Below are 16,657 nucleotides of genomic sequence, written 5' to 3'. Positions count from 1 at the left end.
TGGAACTTCGACCGGCCACGCGACATGCGGCCGGCCTGACGTGTCCCCCTCGGCGTGACCCGGAGCCCAAACATGCTGTCCTATCTTCTCCACCGGCTGTGGCAGAGCCTCGTGCTGCTGCTGCTCGTTTCGATCATCGGATTTGCCATCCTTAACCTGGCACCCGGCGGACCGTTGTCGCAATATGCGCTGACCCCCGGCATGACCCGCGAGGCACTCGACCGCATCGCTCACCAGATGGGCCTCGATCGGCCCATACCCATCCAATATCTCGACTGGATGTGGCGACTGCTGCAAGGCGATTGGGGAAAGTCCTACCGTGACCAGAGACCGGTTCTGGAAATCATCTCCGGACACCTCTTCGCCACGCTGCTGTTGATGGTTTCCTCGACGCTGATCTCGATCCTGATTGGCACATGGATCGGTATAAAGGGAGCGACGAAACGCTATTCGATCTTCGATTATGCCGCGACTGTCGGCGCGATGATCGCCCTTTCCATCCCGACCTTCTGGTTCGGACTGGTCGCCATATACGTGTTCGCACTGAAGCTGAAATGGCTGCCCGCGGGCAACATGTACACGATCGGCGACAGCTCGTTTTATGACTATGCCATCCACCTTATCATGCCGAGCCTGGTGTTGGCGCTGGTCAACATCGCGGTATGGAGTCGCTACATGCGGACCGCCACCCTGGATGTCATCAATCAGGACTTCGTGCGGACGGCCCGCGCCAAGGGGCTGAAGCCGCGCCGGGTCCTGATGAAACACGTGGTTGGCAACGCGCTGCTTCCGATGATCACCCTTGCCGGCCTGCAATTGCCGACCATCCTCGGCGGTGCGCTCGTGACCGAGACAGTGTTCACCTGGCCCGGTATGGGACGCCTGTTCCTCGACAGCCTCGGTTACCACGACTATCCGGTCGTGATGGGGCTCCTGATGTTTTCCGCCATCCTCGTTCTGTTCGGCAGCCTGCTCGCCGACCTGCTGGTCGCCATTGTCGATCCGCGCATCCGCCTCGGATAGGAGTCCCGCCATGTCCGCTACGACACTTCCCTCCACGGAACTTTCACCGCGCTCCCGCTGGTGGAACAACCGCACCGTTCGTCGTTTCGCCCGCCACAGGCTGGCCGTCGTCGGCCTGCTGATGCTCGCGGTGCTCATCATCGCCTGCGTGGCGGGACCCTATATCCTCCCCTATGACGAACTCTATATCGATCTGCGGGCGCGCTTCGCCCCGCCGTTCACGGGTTATCATATCTTCGGAACGGACCCTCTCGGGCGCGATCTCGCCGCCAGGCTCTTCAATGCCGGACGGATCTCGCTGCTGGTCGGTTTCTTTGCCATGGTCCTTTCGACCACCCTCGGGACGGTGATCGGCATCATCGCGGGATATTACGGCGGTCGTCTCGGCGCCATACTGATGCGTCTGGTCGACGCCTTCCTCTCCTTCCCAAGCATCTTCCTGCTTCTGGCGCTCGCCGCATTCGTCAAGCCGAGCCCCTTCATGATCACGGTCATCATCGCTGTGACCAGCTGGATGGAAATCGCCCGCCTCGTGGAGGCCGAGGTGCGATCGTTGCGCGAGCGTGACTTCGTGCTCGCCGCGCGCATGCTCGGTCTGTCCAATGCCTGGATCATGTTCCGCGAGCTGCTGCCCAATGCCATCGGCCCGATCATCGTCGCCGCGACGCTGACGGTCGCTCGCGCCATCCTGCTCGAGGCCTATGTCAGTTTCCTCGGCTATGGCATCCAGCCGCCGCTGCCGAGCTGGGGCAACATGCTGAACGGCGCTCAGCAATATCTCGACAGCGCCCCATGGCTCGCCATTGTTCCCGGCATTGCGATCACACTTGCCGTAACCAGCTTCAACTTCATCGGCGACGGGCTGCGAGACGCCCTCGACGCCCGCAGTGACCTGAACTGAGGTGCCTCCATGGTTACGTTTTCCCCCTTCGACGTGACGCTGTGGTATGCGACGGCCGCCGCGGCGCCGAAGACAGAGCCGCTGGAAGGCAAGGTGCAGGTGGATATCTGCATCGTCGGAGCCGGCTATACCGGTCTGACGACAGCCCTCGATCTAGCCCGGTCCGGCGTCAGAGTCGTGCTATTGGAGCGGGCGGAAGCCGGCTTCGGCGGCTCCGGCCGCAATGCCGGGCACTGCACGCCGACATTCACGCATTACAGCCTGCCGGAACTCCGCACGATGCTGGGAGAGCCCTGGGCCGAGCGCCTGATCGAACGCCAGACGCGGGCAAACGATCGCGTTTCCAGCATGATCCGGGACTACCAGATCGACTGCGAATGGGTGCAGAACGGCTATGTCATGGGTGCACCCCACAAAGGGGCGCTCGCCGAAATCAAGAAAAAGGCCGCAAGCTATAATGCCATCGGTGCCCACACCCGGGTTCTCGACCGGGACGAGGTGGAGGCCATCACCGGCAGTCCGCGCTTTCACGGAGGCTGGCTGCACGAGGAAGGTGGGCACCTCAATCCACTCGGTTATGCGCGCGGGCTTGCCCGCGCCGTCATGCAGGAGGGTGGCGTCATTCACACCGGCTCGGCGGTCATCGCCTGCGACCGCAATGCGACCGGCGGCTGGTCGGTGAAGACCGAGAAGGGCGAAGTGGTCGCGGACAAGGTGATCTTCTCCACTGGAGCCTATACCGTGGGCGGATGGCCGAAGCTCGACCGTACCTTCAAGATCCAGAAGGTCTTTGTGGCGGCGACCCAGCCACTGGATGAGGAGACGCGCCGGACGGTGCTGCCGAAAAACACCACGATCCACGATGGTCGTGGGGACATCTATGTCTACAAATACAATGCCGAAGGCCGCATCGTCGCCTCGATGTTCCCCATGGGCCGGCGCGGCCGCGACATGGCCTATACCCGGCAGGTCATGAGCGACCGGCTGAAATGGCTGCATCCGCAGATCAAGGGCGATTTACGTTGGGACTATTTCTGGTTCGGCGAACTCGACATGCAGTACCGCACCGTGCCTCGCTTCTACTCCCTTGCCGCCGGCGTGGTAGCGCTGACGGGTCTTTCCGGACGTGGCGTTCCGACCGGCTCCATGCTCGGCTCCATCCTGTCGGAATGGGCATTGGACAAACCGGAAAGCGAACTCGCCCTGAAACTCGAACCGCTGACGGCCGCGCCCTTCTACATGAGTTTCGGTCCGGCCATGACGCTGCGCTACTACAGGATACGGGACAATATTACCGCGCGGCTTTCCGGCGCGCCGCTTCCGCCGCACGCCTGACCATTCCCATCAACGCGCCGATGACGCCGGCGGAAGCCAAGGCTTTCGCCCGCGGTGCCGACCACTTTCAACCACGGAGACCCCATATGAACATGCCGATTTTCAACATTTCCGACGACATCGATATGACGCGCGGCGTGCCGGCAGAGGGCCGCGACAGCGGCTCCTACAGGCGGTCCATCTGGCAGGATGACATCGAGAACGGTACGATCGTCGCAATTTGGAAGGCTGAACCCGGCATCTACAGCTATCCGGGCCGCGATCTGGAGGAAACCTTCATCGTGGCGGAGGGCGAAGCTCTCTATTCGCAGACTGGATCCGAACCGGTGAAGATCGGCCCCGGCTCCATCGTACACGTCGCCAAGGGCGTCGCCAGCCAACTCGAAATCCTTTCGACCTTCCGCAAGCTCGCGACGGTTGTGCCGAAGCCTTGAAGCGCGACAGGAATGGATTGGCCGGTGTCTCGGTACCGGCCATTGATTTTTGCGGTGAAAATGGAGGAGGCTGGTGGTTGCTCGGCGGAGGGAAATCAGGTGCTGGCATTATCCTGCCGACTTGAGCCGGATCATGCCTTGCTATCATCATCAAACAGCCGGATGAAAACCTTCACTTGGTCCTTCAAGCCCTTATGCCGATCCGCGCGTGCGACAACCAGCAATGTGCCAGGCTTCAGTTCTGTGGAGAAAATGCGGCGGGCAGCAGGAAGCGGCTCTCCTGATGGACCAGGAAAGGCAGGATCTTCGGTACAAAGGCCTGCCACGCCGGGTCGGCGCCCATCTTGGCGCGCTGAGCGGTGCGATGGCCGAAATCCTCATAGGCCCAGATGAAGACGACCGAGTTCAAGGTACCGCTTTCGCTTGTCCAACAGCCGATGAGCTTTGCGTATGTGGTGATTATGGCAAGGCCCTCCTCTTCATAGACCTTCAAAAACGCGCCGACCGAGCCCGGCTTCATCTCGTAAATGCGCTGCTCATAGATCATCTGGACTTCCCTCAACGATTGTCACTTGAACGTCCGGCGATACCGGCTCCAATGACGGCAGCATGCACATCGCACATTAGTTCGTCAATTGACGACATATTGTGCTGTATTGATAGTTGGAGGCGGTTCGATGATATGAGTCGACAAGGACCTAAAGGCGCTTGACGTCGGGAGCGAGGATAACTTGAAGGCGAAATCCACCAATTTGCGAGGAAGTCAAACCGGCGCGGGACAGACAGGCGTGGCCAAGGGCAAGAAGAAGGAAAAGCGCATGCCCTATGCCGAGCGGCGCGCGCAGATCCTGGAAAAGGCGACCGAACTGTTTGCCGAATACGGTCTGACGGCGCAAACGCGGGCACTCGCGGCCGAATGCGGTATCTCGCAACGGCTGCTCTACCGCTTTTTCCCGACAAAGGAAGATCTGCTGAGGGAGGTCTATGACACCGCAATCCTGGGACCTTTCCAGGCAGTCTGGTTCGCCGAACTGAGTGATCGCTCTCGGCCAATGCGTGATCGCCTCAACGATTTCTACAATGATTACCTCGATACGGTGCTCGGACGACGGTGGCTGCGGCTTTTCCTCTACTCTTCGCTCGCCGAAGCCGATATGGCGCCGAACTATATCTCCTCGATCATCACCAAGCTGACGGAGACGATCGTCACCGAAACAGCGCGCGAGCGCGGCATTCGGCTCGGCATGGAACCGGAGGCGATCCATGAAATCGGCTGGACCATCCACGGCGCGCTCTCGCACTACGGCATCCGTCGCCATATTTACCGCGCGAGCCTGACCACACCGCAGGCTCAGGTCGTCGACATGCATGTCCGTTCGTTTCTCAGCGGCTTTGACGCCATGGTCGCGCAGTTCGAGTGAATTTGGACCTGGTTTTGGTTGTGTGAAACGCCCTCTGGAAAGCCGTGACTTAAACGAAAGTCGTCAATTGACGACAAACTAAATCGCTGTTAGCTTTTTTATCGAGATTGGAAATGCCTCCACGGTTCTGGGCGGTGGCAGGCGCGGTTTCGATATAAAAAGGGGAAGACACGGATGAAAACTGGGTTTGGACGCGCGATCGGACGGCGCGAGTTTCTCAAGACTTCGGCCCTGGCCGGAGGCGCTGCGCTGGCGTTGCCGGGCATGGGCGCGTTTGCCGCAGGCAATTCGATCAACTACCAAACATGGTCGGCGGCAGTGGATCTGGTGAAGAGCCACATCGCCGCTTTCGAAAAGGCCAGCGGTCTGACTGTCGACTACGCGAATGCGCCCTGGGCACAGTATCGCGACGCGATGGTCACCAAGTTCGTCGGCGCCGCGCCGATGGACGTCCTGTGGGTATCCGACGCCTGGCTGCCGGAATGGGCGGAAGCCAAGTGGATCGCTCCGATCAACGCCTACGACAACCTGATGGCCTATAACAGCGATGCGGAGGCCTTCTGCACCGACTCCATGACCTACAAGGGTGAGCAGTACGGCCTCACCTATTATACCGACTATATGGGCTTCATCTACGATGCGGAAAAGCTCTCCGCCGCCGGTTTCTCGGCTCCTCCCGCAAGTTGGGACGAGCTCGTCGAGCAGGCGCTGGTGATGAAGGAAAAGGGTATTGCCGAATTCCCGATGATGCTCGCCATGGCCAAGGAAAGCTGGCTGATCGAGTTCATGTCGGCGATGGTCTTCTCGCATGGCGGCCGTTTCACCGACGACAAGGGAGATTCGATCATGCAGGAGGAGAAGGGCGGGGCCCTTTCCGCCCTCCAGTGGGTCGTCGATGCCGTCAGCAAGCACAAGATCGTTTCGCCGGGTTGCGTCGAAACCGGCGAACTCAATGGGCTGAAGGCCTTCGCCGCCGGCAATCACGCCTTTGCGATGCTGCCGAAGTATCGCCTTGCGATGCTGAATGACCCTGGCCAGTCGCAGATCGCCGGCCGCGCAAAACAGGCGTTGATGCCGATGGGCGCCAACGGCTCGCATGCGACGGTCGGCTGGATGCGCTTCCACGGCATGTCCGCGCAGGCTGCCGCCGACAAGGCGCGCTCCGACAATGCAGCCAAGCTGATCGAGTGGTTCGGTGGCAAGGCGAACGGCCAGTACATGTTCCAGAAGCTGCTTTTCCTCGACCTCGGCTCCGGTTTCGGCGTCAAGCCGTTGTTCGAGGACGCCGATGTGCGCGCCGCCTACAACAAGTATGGCGACGTGGAGATGATCCAGAAGCAGCAGACTCTGGCCCAGAAGAAGGACGTCATTACGCCCTGGTTCGGCGACTGGAGCGAAGTCAACGGCGCGGCATGGCAGTCGGCGATCCTTGGCAATGCCACTCCCGCGGATGCCCTGAAGAAAGCGGGCGAGGAATGGGACGACCTTAAGTCTCAATCTTAAGGGGCGGACCGGAGTGGCCCGTGACGAGGACGGGCCGCTCACTTCAGCTCGGCCGGCGGTTGCCGGTCTTCGATGCCGCGAGCGACGCATTATCCCGCCAGGCGGGCAAAGGGTCGAACTCATTGGATTTTATCAGACGTATCGCGTGCCTTCTGCGGGCGCGTGAAATCGAACTCGGCCATCTGTTCGCGGCCGTAAGTTGACGGGGGATCTCCGGATCATGATGAAGACAACAGCGGGAATGGCCACAAGCTTGCGACGGCATTTCGGCTATGAGGAACGCACGGCGTATCTCTTCATAGCACCGGTCATGGCCGTTCTCGGGCTCGTCGCAGTCTTCCCGATCGCATACTCGTTCTATCTCAGCTTCTTTCAGATCAAGCTGACCCGTCCCAATCGCACGCCCTTTGTCTGGTTCGACAACTATCTGGAACTCTTCGGCGACGATTTGTTCTGGACCGCCGTATTGCGCACGGTATCCTTCACCGTCATCTCGGTGACGGCCATCACGGTGCTGGCGCTTCTGGCTGCTCTGCTGCTGAACGAGACCTTCCGAGGCCGCAGGCTGGTCAGCACGGTGCTGCTGATCCCGTGGGCTATTCCCTATGTCGCCGACGCGCTGATGTGGAAATGGATCTACGATTCCGGCTACGGCGCTCTCAACGGCCTGCTTTATCAGCTGGATTTTATCGACAAGTACATGATCTGGCTCGGCGACCAGCACAAGACCCTGCCGCTGATTGCCAATGCCTTCGTCTGGAAGGAAGTGCCGCTGGCGACGATCCTGCTGCTGGTGTCGCTGAAATCCATTCCGCAGGACCTCTACCAAGCCGCCCGCGTCGATGGCGCACCATTGTGGCAGCGCTTCATCCATGTGACGCTTCCCTCGATGCGGACCGGGTTCATGCTCGTCATGATCTACGAGACGATGATGGCGATCCGGCACTTCGATCTCTTCTTCATTCTGACCGAAGGCGGCCCGGGCACGGCGTCGCATGTCCTGTCCTGGGAGATCTACGTCCAGACATTCCGCAACCTGTCCTTCGGCACGGGCGCCGCGATGTCCTACCTGCTGGCGCTGGTGACGTTCGCGCTCGCCTATTTCATCATCAGAACCCTCGGCAGGAGCGTCTAGCATGGGAACCATTCAGCAAAATCCTGCCAGCAAGCCGGTCCGGCCGAGCGGCATCGACTACAAGCGGCGCGGCGAGATCTTCAGATGGTTGCATCGCGGCGTTATCCTGCTCGGTTCGCTGGTCATCCTGTTCGTCGTCCTGGCGCCTGTCGGCTGGCTCGTATCCTCTTCACTTCAGACCGAGGCCGAGATCGTGTCTGTGCCTCCGCATTGGCTGCCCGACCAGCCGACGCTGAAGAACTTCAGGGCGATCTTCTCGGCTGGCGCCGAGGAGGTGACTTATGAGACCCGCAACAAGCAGGATCCTGCCTCGGGCAACTATATTCCCTCGACGGCGCGCAACCTGTTGCCGGCCATGCTCAACAGCTTTGTTGTGGCGACCTTGGTGGTCATCATGAATCTGCTGGTCGGCGTTCCTGCGGCCTATGCCATGGCGAAGATCCGCTTCCTGGGACGATCCGGGTCTGTCTATTTCATTCTGACGACGCGGGTAATTCCCGATATCGCGCTGGTCGTGCCGTTCTTCCTGGTCATCAAGAATCTCGGCCTGCTCGACAACATAATGTCGCTCGTCGTCACCTATCTGGCAATCACCGTGCCGTTCACGGTGTTCATCCTGATCCAGTACTTCGAGGGGCTTCCGGATGAGCTGGACAAGGCGGCGCGCGTCGACGGCTGCTCGCGTTTCCAGGCGATGACCAAAGTGTATTTGCCACTCGCCCTTCCTTCGCTGGTCGCCGTGATCCTGTTTGCCTTCCTGACCAGCTGGAACGAGTTCCTTCTGGCGCTGATGTTCACCCAGACGGCGCAGTCCCAGACGCTGCCGATCGTCCTGGCATCATTCACGTCCGACTTCACCATCAGCTTCTCATTCATCAACGCGGCGGGTCTTCTCGCGATCGTGCCGCCGGTGATCGTCGCTATCATCTTCGAACGCTACATCGTCTCCGGCCTGACAGCCGGCGCGGTGAAGGGTTAACAGGGAGTTCGCCAGTGGCCCGCATTCTTTTTGAAAACGCATCCAAGCGCTATCCGAACGGGTTTGTCGCGCTCGAGAATCTCAATCTCGAGATCAAGGACAAGGAGTTCGTCGTCCTGCTCGGCCCTTCCGGTTGCGGCAAGTCGACGACCCTCAACATGATCGCCGGACTTGAAGAAGTCACCGAAGGCAACCTCTTCTTCGACGAGGAGACGGTGAACTACACACCACCGCATCATCGCGACGTGGCGATGGTGTTCCAGAGCTACGCGCTCTACCCGCACAAGACGGTCTACGAGAACATCGCTTTCGGCCTATTGATGCGCAAACACCCGAAGGACGACATCGACCGTCGGGTGCGTGACGCGGCGCAGCGGCTGGAGATCACCCATTTGCTCGATCGGCGACCGAGCCAGCTTTCCGGCGGACAGCGGCAGCGCGTCGCGCTTGGACGCGCGATGGTGCGCAAGCCGGCGGTTTTCCTCATGGATGAACCGCTGTCGAACCTGGATGCGGCGCTGCGCATTTCCATGCGCGCCGAGATCAAGGAACTGCACCGCAGCATGCAGACCACCTTCGTCTACGTCACCCATGACCAGGCGGAGGCGCTTACGCTCGCGGACCGAATCGTGGTGATGCGGAACGGGCGCGTGCAGCAGATCGGCACACCGGACGAAATCTATGAACATCCGGCAAACACCTTCGTCGCGTCGTTCCTCGGCAATCCGCCGATCAATTATCTTGATGGCGTGCTGAGCGTGAAGGGCGACAAGGTGACATTCGTGCGCGGGGAAACGCGGCTCGATATCGCGCCCGAGCGTAGCAAGGAGCTTTTGAATTGCGACGGTCGCAAGGTGAAGCTTGGCATTCGTGCGGAAGACGTTGATGAGCGCGCCGAGCCTGCGGCTGGTGAAGTGATCGCCGGCACGGTGACCTCGGTGCTTCCGGTCGGCTCCGACCAGTTCCTCGGCCTGAAGGTTGAGGGCGAGGAGCTGTTCTTCCGGATCAACAAGGACCTGCGTCACAACTATGGCGACCAGATCAAGCTGTCGGCGAATACGAGCAGATTGCACGTCTTCGACGCCGACAGCGAGATGAGCCTGATCGGATAGCGGGATGAAACCGGCGTCATTCGACTACCATCGACCGCAAACTCTGGAGGCGGCGCTTGGCCTGCTCGCGCGGTACGGCGACCATGCCAAGCCAATCGCGGGTGGGCAGAGCCTTGGCCCGATGCTGAACATGCGGCTCGCCCGGCCAGAGCATCTGGTCGACCTGAACGACCTCGTGGAGCTCGACTTCATACGTGTCTCGGACGGTGTGCTGGAAATCGGTGCGCTAACCCGGCATCAGCGGGTGGCGACAGCACTGGAAGTCCGCCGGGTTCATCCTTTGCTGGCTGCCGCAGCGGCGACGATCGGGCACTATGCGATCCGCCAGCGCGGCACGCTGGGGGGCAGTCTGGTTCATGCGGATCCCGCCGCGCAATTGCCGCTGATCGCGGTTCTGGGCGGGGCCAAGATCGTGGTACGCGGGCTTGCCGGACAGCGCGAGATCGATGCCGCCGATTTTTTCCGGTCCGTGATGACGGTCGATGTCCGGGATGGCGAGATGGTTACCTCTGTCCGCTTTCCCCGCTTGGCGGCGAATTCGGGTTGGGCCTTCGAGCTTTTCAGCCGTCGGCGTGGCGATTTCGCCATAGTCGCAGTTGCGGTGACGCTGCTGTTGGACAGCGACCACAGGCTGGCATCTCTGGAGATGGCGTTTGGCGGCGTCGGCTCCGTGCCGCTACGGCTTGATGTGTCGGCGGTGGCAGAAGCCGGGGCGATACCAACCGAAAAGTGGATCGCCGGCGTTTCCACCTTCGCTGCGCAATCCCTCTCCCCTGAGGACAGCGTGTCGATCCCGGCGGTTTTTCGCCGGGAAGTGGCCGCATCGCTCATGGAAAAGGCGCTGGCGGCGGCGCTGGCGCGGGCACGTGGAGAGACAGCATGAGCGACGCCCGATTGATATATCTGACCGTAAACGGCGAAACCCGCGAGGCGATGGTGGAACCGCGCAAACTGCTCGCCGACGTTCTGCGTGAGGATTTCGGCCTGACTGGAACGCATGTCGGCTGCGAGCATGGAGTCTGCGGGGCTTGCACCGTCCTGATAGACGACCAGCCGGCACGGGCCTGCCTGACCTATGCCGTCCAGATGGAAGGGCACGAGATCACGACGATCGAGGCGGTGGGTGGAATAGGCCTGAGCCCGCTGCAGCAGGCCATGCACGAGGAACACGGACTGCAATGCGGCTTCTGCACGCCGGGCGTCGTCATGACCTTCGAGGCCTTTCTGCGCGATACGCCCGATCCCACAGAGGAGGAGGTGCGCGATGTTCTTTCGGGCAATCTCTGCCGCTGCACGGGTTACCAGAACATCGTTGCCGCCGTCATGAAAGCGGCGGCGGCGATGCGGGAGGACCGGTCGTGAGCGAGAGCAATGACTTCCATTACATCGGCAAGCCGTTGGCGCGAAAAGAGGACAAGCGCCTCATCACCGGACAGGGGCGTTATCTGGACGACATCGTCGTGCCGGGCGTGTTGCATGCCTGTTTCGTCAGGTCGCCGCATGCCCATGCCCGCATCCTGAGTGTTTCGGCGGATGCGGCGCGGGCACTGCCCGGCGTTACCGGTGTCTTCACCGGCGAGGACCTCGACAAATGGACCAACCGCCTGCGACTGGCGCCGCCGATCGAAGGGCTTCATCCGACCGAAATAGCGACCTTGCCGATCGACAAGGTGCGGTTTCACGGTGATCCGGTAGCTGTCGTGGTGGCGCAAGACCGTTATGTCGCGGAGGATGCGATCGAACTGGTCGAGGTCGAATACGAGGTGCTACCGGCGATCACCTCGCTGGAAGGCGCCTTCGCGCCGGATGCGGCGCTTGTCGACGAGACGTTGCCGTCGAACCTCGTTTCGCACCAGACATTTTCCGCAGGAAACGTCGCTCAGCGCCGTGGCGAAGCTCATGCCGTGGTAGAGGCTTCCTTCTACCAGCATCGCCAGACCCACGTACCGATGGAGACGCGCGGCTGCGCCGCCGTATGGGACGCGGGACGCGAACACTTGACCTTCCATATCGGCAACCAGGTGCCGCATCCGCTCAGGAGCCAACTGTCCGGGCGGCTTGGGCTGTCGGAAAGCCAGGTTACGGTCATTTCGCCCGACGTGGGCGGCGGATTTGGCCAGAAGATCGCGCTCTATCGCGAGGAACTGACCGTTGCCGCGCTCGCGCGCCAACTCAATCGCCCGGTGCGCTGGCGCGAGGACCGCACGGAAAACCTGATGGCGGCAAGCCATGCGCGGGAGAACCTGTGCCGCACCCGCACCTCCGTCGCCCCGGACGGGCGGATCCTCGGGCTCGAACTCGATCTCACCGAGGATTTCGGCGCCTACTGCTTCTATCCGGCCAATTATATGTCGCGCGTCGTCGCAATGATCCTGACCGGCCCTTACCTGATCGAGGACTATGCCTTCGAGGTGAAGATAGCGCTCACGAACAAATGCGGCAACGGGCCGATGCGGGCGCCGATGGCGATCACCAGTTGGGTGATGGATGGGACAATCGACGCCATTGCCCGCCAGTTGGACCTTGATCCGCTGGAGGTGCGGCGAGTCAATATGCTGCGGTCCGACGATCTGCCCTATCGCATGGCGACCGGTGAAGTGCTGGAAGACATCACGCCGGCGGAGACGCTCGAAAGCGTGGTCGAAGCTATCGACTATGAGGCTTTCCGCAAGCGCCAGCAGGCCCTGCGCGCCGAAGGGCGGTATATCGGGCTCGGGCTTTGTACCGTGGTGGAATCCACGACCTATGGATCGGCTTTCTACAAGTCGACCGGCATTGCCGGCTCGGGGCACGAGGCGGCATGGGTACGGATCGAGCCGAGCGGGGTGGTCAATGCTTCGGTCGGGCTCGGTGCGACGGGACAGGGCTATGAGACGGCGATGTCTCAGGCCGTGGCCGAGGGTCTTGGGGTGGACCCGTCCTGCGTCAGGATCCAGATCGGCAATACCGATGTGGCCCCCTATGGCATGGGAAGCCGCGGCGCGCGCGGCGCTACGGCGGGTGGCGGCTCGCTGTATCTCTGCGCGCGGAAGGCCCGCGAACAGGTGTTACGAATCGCCGCCCACAAGCTTGGTCTCAATTCAGCGCAGGAGATGCGCCTGCTCGACGGGCAGGTCGAGCGCCTGATCAACGGCGAGTGGAACGCGACCGGGCTGTCGCTCGCCGATATCGCCAGGACCGCCTATCTCGATCCCACGACCTTGCCCGAAGGGGTGGCGCCGGGGCTCGATTTCTCGCTGACCTATGACCCGCCGCCGATGACTTATTCCAATTCGTCCCATGCCTGCGAAGTGGAGGTCGATATCGCCACCGGCGCGCTCAGCATCGCCCGCTACGTGGTTTCGGAGGATTGCGGCACCGTCATCAATCCGATCGTCGTGCGCGGCCAGCAACAAGGCGCGATCGCCATGGGCCTGAGTGGTGCGCTGCTGGAGGAGGTCGTCTACGACGAGAACGGGCAGAACCTGTCGGCGACATTCGCGGAATATCTCGTGGCCACGGCCTGCGAAACGCCGAATTTCGAGATCCTGCACCATCACACGCCGAACAAGCGCACGCCCGCCGGCATCAAGGGCATGGCCGAGGGCGGCGTGATGGGAGCGATCGGTGCGGTGATCAACGCCGTCAATGACGCGCTGGCTCCCTTTGGCGTGGTGGCGGATCGCCAGCCGCTTTCTCCCCAATATCTGCGGTCGTTGCTGCGCGAGCACAACTGCACGGCCCCGCAAGAAGAACAGGAACGGATATGAGCATTATGAGCGGCAGGAAAAAGATCGGCTTCATCGGGCTGGGGATCATGGGACGCGGCATGGCCGGCCATATCCTCGACGGCGGCCATGAATTGCATGTCTACAACCGCACCCGGAGCAAGGCGGACGAACTGGTCGCCCGGGGTGCCATCTGGCACGATACGGCGGGCGACCTCGCGGCGGTATCCGACGTTGTAATCACGATCGTCGGCTATCCGAAGGACGTCGAGGAAACCTATCTCGGCGCGGACGGCATCGTGGAGCGGGCAAAATCCGGCACGATCCTCATCGATATGACGACCTCGAGCCCGACCCTTGCCGGCACGATTGCCGCCAAGGCGATGGAAAAAGGCGTCGCCGTGCTCGACGCGCCGGTTTCCGGCGGCGATGTCGGAGCAAGGGCTGCCAAGCTGTCGATCATGGTTGGCGGAGATGAAGAGACGTTCAAGGCCGCGCTGCCGCTGTTCCAACTCATGGGCGAGAACATTGTCCACCATGGCGGTCCGGGTGCAGGGCAGCACGTCAAGATGTGCAACCAGATCGCCATCGCCGCGACCATGCTCGCCGTCAGTGAAAGCCTTGCCTACGCAAAAGCTTCCGGGCTTGACGCGAAACGCGTCCTGTCGTCGATCGGCACCGGGGCGGCATCGAGCTTCCTGCTCAACAATCTCGGCCCGAAAATGCTCGATGATGACTATGCGCCGGGTTTCTATGTCCACCACTTCATCAAGGACATGTCGATCGCCATTGCCGAAGCCGAGCGCATGAAGCTCGACCTGCCGGCGCTGGCGCTGGCCAAGCGGCTTTATGAAAAGCTGGCGGCGGGCGGATTTGGCGAAGAGGGAACCCAAGCGATCTTCAGGGTTTACGGAAACTAGACCGGCAACGGGGAAGACGGCAATGGAATTTACTGGCGAACACTTGGTCCCAGCCCCCATCGACAAGGTCTGGTCGGGGCTCAACGACCCGGAAGTCCTCAGGCGCAGCATTCCAGGCTGCACTGAGATGCTGCAGACCGGAGAGAGTGAATTCACAGCCTCCGTGGTTGTGAAGGTGGGCCCGGTTTCCGCCACCTTCAAAGGCAAGGTGGAGTTGAGCGAGCTCAATCCGCCGCACGGCTACACCCTGTCAGGGCGGGGACAGGGCGGCCCAGCTGGCTTTGCCAAGGGCTCGGCGAGGATCCGCCTGACGCCGGAAGGCGAAGGCACACGGCTGGCCTATGTCGCCGATGTCGATATTGGCGGCAAGCTCGCAAGCGTTGGCGGGCGACTGATCCAGAGCGTTGCCAGGAAGAACGCCGACGATTTCTTCTCGGCCTTTTCCAACGTGGTGACCGGCGGGGCGATCCCGGCTGAGGCACAACAGCCAGGCGCCGGCGCTCCGACTACCCGGGGGAGCGGCATACCAGTGGCCGGAGGCGGACATATTGCGCTGATCGATCGGGTCGCGTGGCTGCTCGTCGGAACGGCGCTGGGCGTGGCTGGCACACTGTTGTTTGGAGCATAGCGATGAACGTTTCCGACACTGTCAAGGCGCTTGAACCGCGGCTGATCGAATGGCGTCACGACCTGCATGCCAATCCGGAAACGGCGTTCGAGGAGCACCGTACCGCGGCCTTTGTCGCCCGCGAGTTGCGGGCCGCCGGTCTCGAGGTTCATGAAGGTATCGGCAGAACCGGCGTCGTTGCCGTACTGCGCAATGGCGATGGACCTTCGGTCGGCCTGCGCGCCGATATGGACGCCCTCGATATAACCGAGACGACGGGTGTGCCTTATGCGTCGACGACGCCCGGCAAGATGCACGCCTGCGGCCATGACGGCCATACAGCCATGCTTTTGGGCGCGGCCTGCCATATGGCGGTCAATCCACCGAGCCGTGGCACCGTGGTCTTCATTTTCCAGCCGGCCGAGGAAAACGAGGGTGGTGCCCGGGTGATGGTGGAGGATGGCCTGTTCGATCGCTTCCCTGTCGACTGCGTTTTCGGCATGCACAACTGGCCGGGCCTGCCGGTCGGGCAGTTCGCCCTGCACGGCGGCGCCATGATGGCGGCACAGGATAATTTCGAGCTGAAGATCATCGGCAAGGGATCCCATGCCGGCATGCCGCATCAGGGCATCGATCCGATCCTGGTGGCCGGACAGATCAACACGGCCTGGCAGGCGATCGTCAGCCGCACATTGAGCCCGGCCGACGCAGGGGTGATCAGCATCACGCAGATTCACGCCGGCGACACTTGGAATATCATCCCCGAGAGCGTGCTGATCAGGGGCACTGCGCGGTCTCTGTCGCCCGACGTTCGCGATCGCCTGGAGGCCGAGATGGAGCACCGGGCAAGGCTGGTTGCCGAAACCTTCGGCGCCCGGGCGGAACTCGACTATCAGCGGCGTTACCCGGCCACCATCAACACGCAGCCGGAAACCGACATTGCGCGTGCCGCGGCCGAAGCGGTGGTCGGCGAGGACGCCATTCGCCAGGACATGCCGGCAAGCATGGGAGCGGAGGATTTTTCCTTCATGCTGGAAAAAATCCCGGGCGCCTACATCTGGATGGGCAATGGCAGCGCCGAAGGCGGCCGCAACCTGCACAACCCGAACTACGATTTCAACGACGAGGCGCTTACCGTCGGCGTGCAATACTGGATCGAAGTGGCGCGCCGGGCGTTGACGAGAAACAGCACGACCAGAGACTGATCCTGGTGCCACATCCGGTTCCACAGGCTGCTGAAAGGGTGGCCGAAGCCATTTTTTGGCCGGACACGGCTAAGCGGCGGGTGCAGCGAACGGCCGGAAAGTCGATTGGTCAATGATGTTGTTGAGAATTGGCCTGCAGGATCTCGATCAGACAGAACCATCGCTGCTATCGCGGTGGGCAGCAGATGTTCTGCAGTCAGGCCAGGTCAGCCCCCTCTTGCCGATGACGATAGAAAGGCACCGTGTACAAAATCATGCCTTTCGGATGATGACTGCTTTTGTAATCGACGATGATCGGCGAACTCAACCTGCCCTGCTCGTCGTCGGCCTAGATCCACGGTATGAGCGTCACGTTCGCAAATGTGGTGAAAGGTC

General features: G+C 61.5%; 16 protein-coding genes. 15 read left to right on the top strand and 1 reads right to left on the bottom strand.

What is annotated here, in order from left to right:
* Positions 1 to 72 precede the first annotated feature (72 nt).
* The 4 genes from RNA01_RS08570 (at position 73) to RNA01_RS08555 (ending at position 3,693) form a co-directional block, all read left to right on the top strand.
* Positions 73 to 1,023, top strand: a complete 951-nt coding sequence (locus RNA01_RS08570) for an ABC transporter permease (protein ID WP_147179556.1) — start codon at positions 73 to 75, stop codon at positions 1,021 to 1,023.
* A gap of 10 nt (positions 1,024 to 1,033) precedes the next feature.
* Positions 1,034 to 1,924, top strand: a complete 891-nt coding sequence (locus tag RNA01_RS08565) for an ABC transporter permease (RefSeq protein WP_147179555.1) — start codon at positions 1,034 to 1,036, stop codon at positions 1,922 to 1,924.
* A gap of 9 nt (positions 1,925 to 1,933) precedes the next feature.
* Positions 1,934 to 3,259 (top strand): NAD(P)/FAD-dependent oxidoreductase, encoded by a 1,326-nt coding sequence (locus RNA01_RS08560; RefSeq protein ID WP_147179554.1) that lies wholly within the window; start codon positions 1,934 to 1,936, stop codon positions 3,257 to 3,259.
* Positions 3,260 to 3,345: 86 nt separating this feature from the next.
* A complete protein-coding gene (locus tag RNA01_RS08555; RefSeq protein ID WP_147179553.1) occupies positions 3,346 to 3,693 on the top strand; it encodes a cupin domain-containing protein in 348 nt (115 codons plus the stop codon).
* Between the two features lie 235 nt (positions 3,694 to 3,928).
* Here RNA01_RS08555 and RNA01_RS08550 read toward each other — a convergent pair whose 3' ends face one another.
* Positions 3,929 to 4,240: an NIPSNAP family protein gene (locus tag RNA01_RS08550; protein WP_147179552.1), complete on the bottom strand. Its 312-nt coding sequence runs from the start codon at positions 4,238 to 4,240 to the stop codon at positions 3,929 to 3,931.
* A 241-nt stretch (positions 4,241 to 4,481) separates the two neighbouring features.
* Here RNA01_RS08550 and RNA01_RS08545 point away from each other — a divergent pair, with 241 nt between their 5' ends.
* The 11 genes from RNA01_RS08545 to RNA01_RS08495 all read left to right on the top strand — a co-directional run bounded on the left by RNA01_RS08545 (position 4,482) and on the right by RNA01_RS08495 (position 16,282).
* The gene (locus RNA01_RS08545) at positions 4,482 to 5,114 is read left to right on the top strand and encodes a TetR/AcrR family transcriptional regulator (protein ID WP_210245748.1); all 633 of its coding nucleotides are present in this window, start codon (positions 4,482 to 4,484) and stop codon (positions 5,112 to 5,114) included.
* Between the two features lie 174 nt (positions 5,115 to 5,288).
* Positions 5,289 to 6,617, top strand: a complete 1,329-nt coding sequence (locus RNA01_RS08540; protein ID WP_147179550.1) for an extracellular solute-binding protein — start codon at positions 5,289 to 5,291, stop codon at positions 6,615 to 6,617.
* Positions 6,618 to 6,837: 220 nt separating this feature from the next.
* Positions 6,838 to 7,752, top strand: a complete 915-nt coding sequence (locus RNA01_RS08535) for a carbohydrate ABC transporter permease (protein WP_147179549.1) — start codon at positions 6,838 to 6,840, stop codon at positions 7,750 to 7,752.
* A 1-nt stretch (position 7,753) separates the two neighbouring features.
* On the top strand, positions 7,754 to 8,731 hold the full coding sequence (locus RNA01_RS08530; protein ID WP_147179548.1) for a carbohydrate ABC transporter permease: 978 nt from the start codon (positions 7,754 to 7,756) through the stop codon (positions 8,729 to 8,731).
* A 14-nt stretch (positions 8,732 to 8,745) separates the two neighbouring features.
* Entirely contained in the window at positions 8,746 to 9,843 is a 1,098-nt protein-coding gene (locus tag RNA01_RS08525; RefSeq protein WP_147179547.1) for an ABC transporter ATP-binding protein, read from the top strand.
* Positions 9,844 to 9,847: 4 nt separating this feature from the next.
* Complete coding sequence (locus RNA01_RS08520) at positions 9,848 to 10,726, top strand: FAD binding domain-containing protein (RefSeq protein ID WP_147179546.1); 879 nt, start codon at positions 9,848 to 9,850, stop codon at positions 10,724 to 10,726.
* A complete protein-coding gene (locus tag RNA01_RS08515; RefSeq protein WP_147179545.1) occupies positions 10,723 to 11,205 on the top strand; it encodes a (2Fe-2S)-binding protein in 483 nt (160 codons plus the stop codon). Before RNA01_RS08520 ends, RNA01_RS08515 begins: the two co-directional genes overlap by 4 nt.
* Positions 11,202 to 13,592: a xanthine dehydrogenase family protein molybdopterin-binding subunit gene (locus RNA01_RS08510; protein ID WP_147179544.1), complete on the top strand. Its 2,391-nt coding sequence runs from the start codon at positions 11,202 to 11,204 to the stop codon at positions 13,590 to 13,592. Before RNA01_RS08515 ends, RNA01_RS08510 begins: the two co-directional genes overlap by 4 nt.
* The gene (locus RNA01_RS08505; protein WP_147179543.1) at positions 13,589 to 14,470 is read left to right on the top strand and encodes an NAD(P)-dependent oxidoreductase; all 882 of its coding nucleotides are present in this window, start codon (positions 13,589 to 13,591) and stop codon (positions 14,468 to 14,470) included. The genes RNA01_RS08510 and RNA01_RS08505 overlap by 4 nt, the downstream gene beginning before the upstream one ends.
* 22 nt (positions 14,471 to 14,492) lie before the next feature.
* Positions 14,493 to 15,098 carry an SRPBCC family protein gene (locus RNA01_RS08500; RefSeq protein ID WP_147179542.1) on the top strand — a complete coding sequence of 202 codons (606 nt, stop codon included), beginning with the start codon at positions 14,493 to 14,495 and terminating at the stop codon, positions 15,096 to 15,098.
* 2 nt (positions 15,099 to 15,100) lie between these two features.
* Positions 15,101 to 16,282 (top strand): M20 aminoacylase family protein, encoded by a 1,182-nt coding sequence (locus RNA01_RS08495; protein ID WP_147179541.1) that lies wholly within the window; start codon positions 15,101 to 15,103, stop codon positions 16,280 to 16,282.
* The last annotated feature ends 375 nt before the right edge of the window (positions 16,283 to 16,657 follow it).

The organism is Paenirhizobium naphthalenivorans (assembly GCF_007992095.1).
Classification (GTDB): domain Bacteria; phylum Pseudomonadota; class Alphaproteobacteria; order Rhizobiales; family Rhizobiaceae; genus Allorhizobium; species Allorhizobium naphthalenivorans.
Note: the sequence above shows the minus strand (reverse complement) of the source record. Positions and strands in the feature narration are given on the sequence as shown.

Excerpts from the sequence above, each read along its gene's own strand:
- RNA01_RS08540 (WP_147179550.1), top strand. The coding sequence starts at position 5,289 with ATGAAAACTGGGTTTGGACGCGCGATCGGACGGCGCGAGTTTCTCAAG.
- RNA01_RS08550 (WP_147179552.1), bottom strand. The coding sequence starts at position 4,240 with ATGATCTATGAGCAGCGCATTTACGAGATGAAGCCGGGCTCGGTCGGC.
- RNA01_RS08500 (WP_147179542.1), top strand. The coding sequence starts at position 14,493 with ATGGAATTTACTGGCGAACACTTGGTCCCAGCCCCCATCGACAAGGTC.
- RNA01_RS08565 (WP_147179555.1), top strand. The coding sequence starts at position 1,034 with ATGTCCGCTACGACACTTCCCTCCACGGAACTTTCACCGCGCTCCCGC.
- RNA01_RS08560 (WP_147179554.1), top strand. The coding sequence starts at position 1,934 with ATGGTTACGTTTTCCCCCTTCGACGTGACGCTGTGGTATGCGACGGCC.
- RNA01_RS08515 (WP_147179545.1), top strand. The coding sequence starts at position 10,723 with ATGAGCGACGCCCGATTGATATATCTGACCGTAAACGGCGAAACCCGC.
- RNA01_RS08570 (WP_147179556.1), top strand. The coding sequence starts at position 73 with ATGCTGTCCTATCTTCTCCACCGGCTGTGGCAGAGCCTCGTGCTGCTG.
- RNA01_RS08555 (WP_147179553.1), top strand. The coding sequence starts at position 3,346 with ATGAACATGCCGATTTTCAACATTTCCGACGACATCGATATGACGCGC.
- RNA01_RS08520 (WP_147179546.1), top strand. The coding sequence starts at position 9,848 with ATGAAACCGGCGTCATTCGACTACCATCGACCGCAAACTCTGGAGGCG.
- RNA01_RS08530 (WP_147179548.1), top strand. The coding sequence starts at position 7,754 with ATGGGAACCATTCAGCAAAATCCTGCCAGCAAGCCGGTCCGGCCGAGC.
- RNA01_RS08505 (WP_147179543.1), top strand. The coding sequence starts at position 13,589 with ATGAGCATTATGAGCGGCAGGAAAAAGATCGGCTTCATCGGGCTGGGG.
- RNA01_RS08495 (WP_147179541.1), top strand. The coding sequence starts at position 15,101 with ATGAACGTTTCCGACACTGTCAAGGCGCTTGAACCGCGGCTGATCGAA.
- RNA01_RS08535 (WP_147179549.1), top strand. The coding sequence starts at position 6,838 with ATGATGAAGACAACAGCGGGAATGGCCACAAGCTTGCGACGGCATTTC.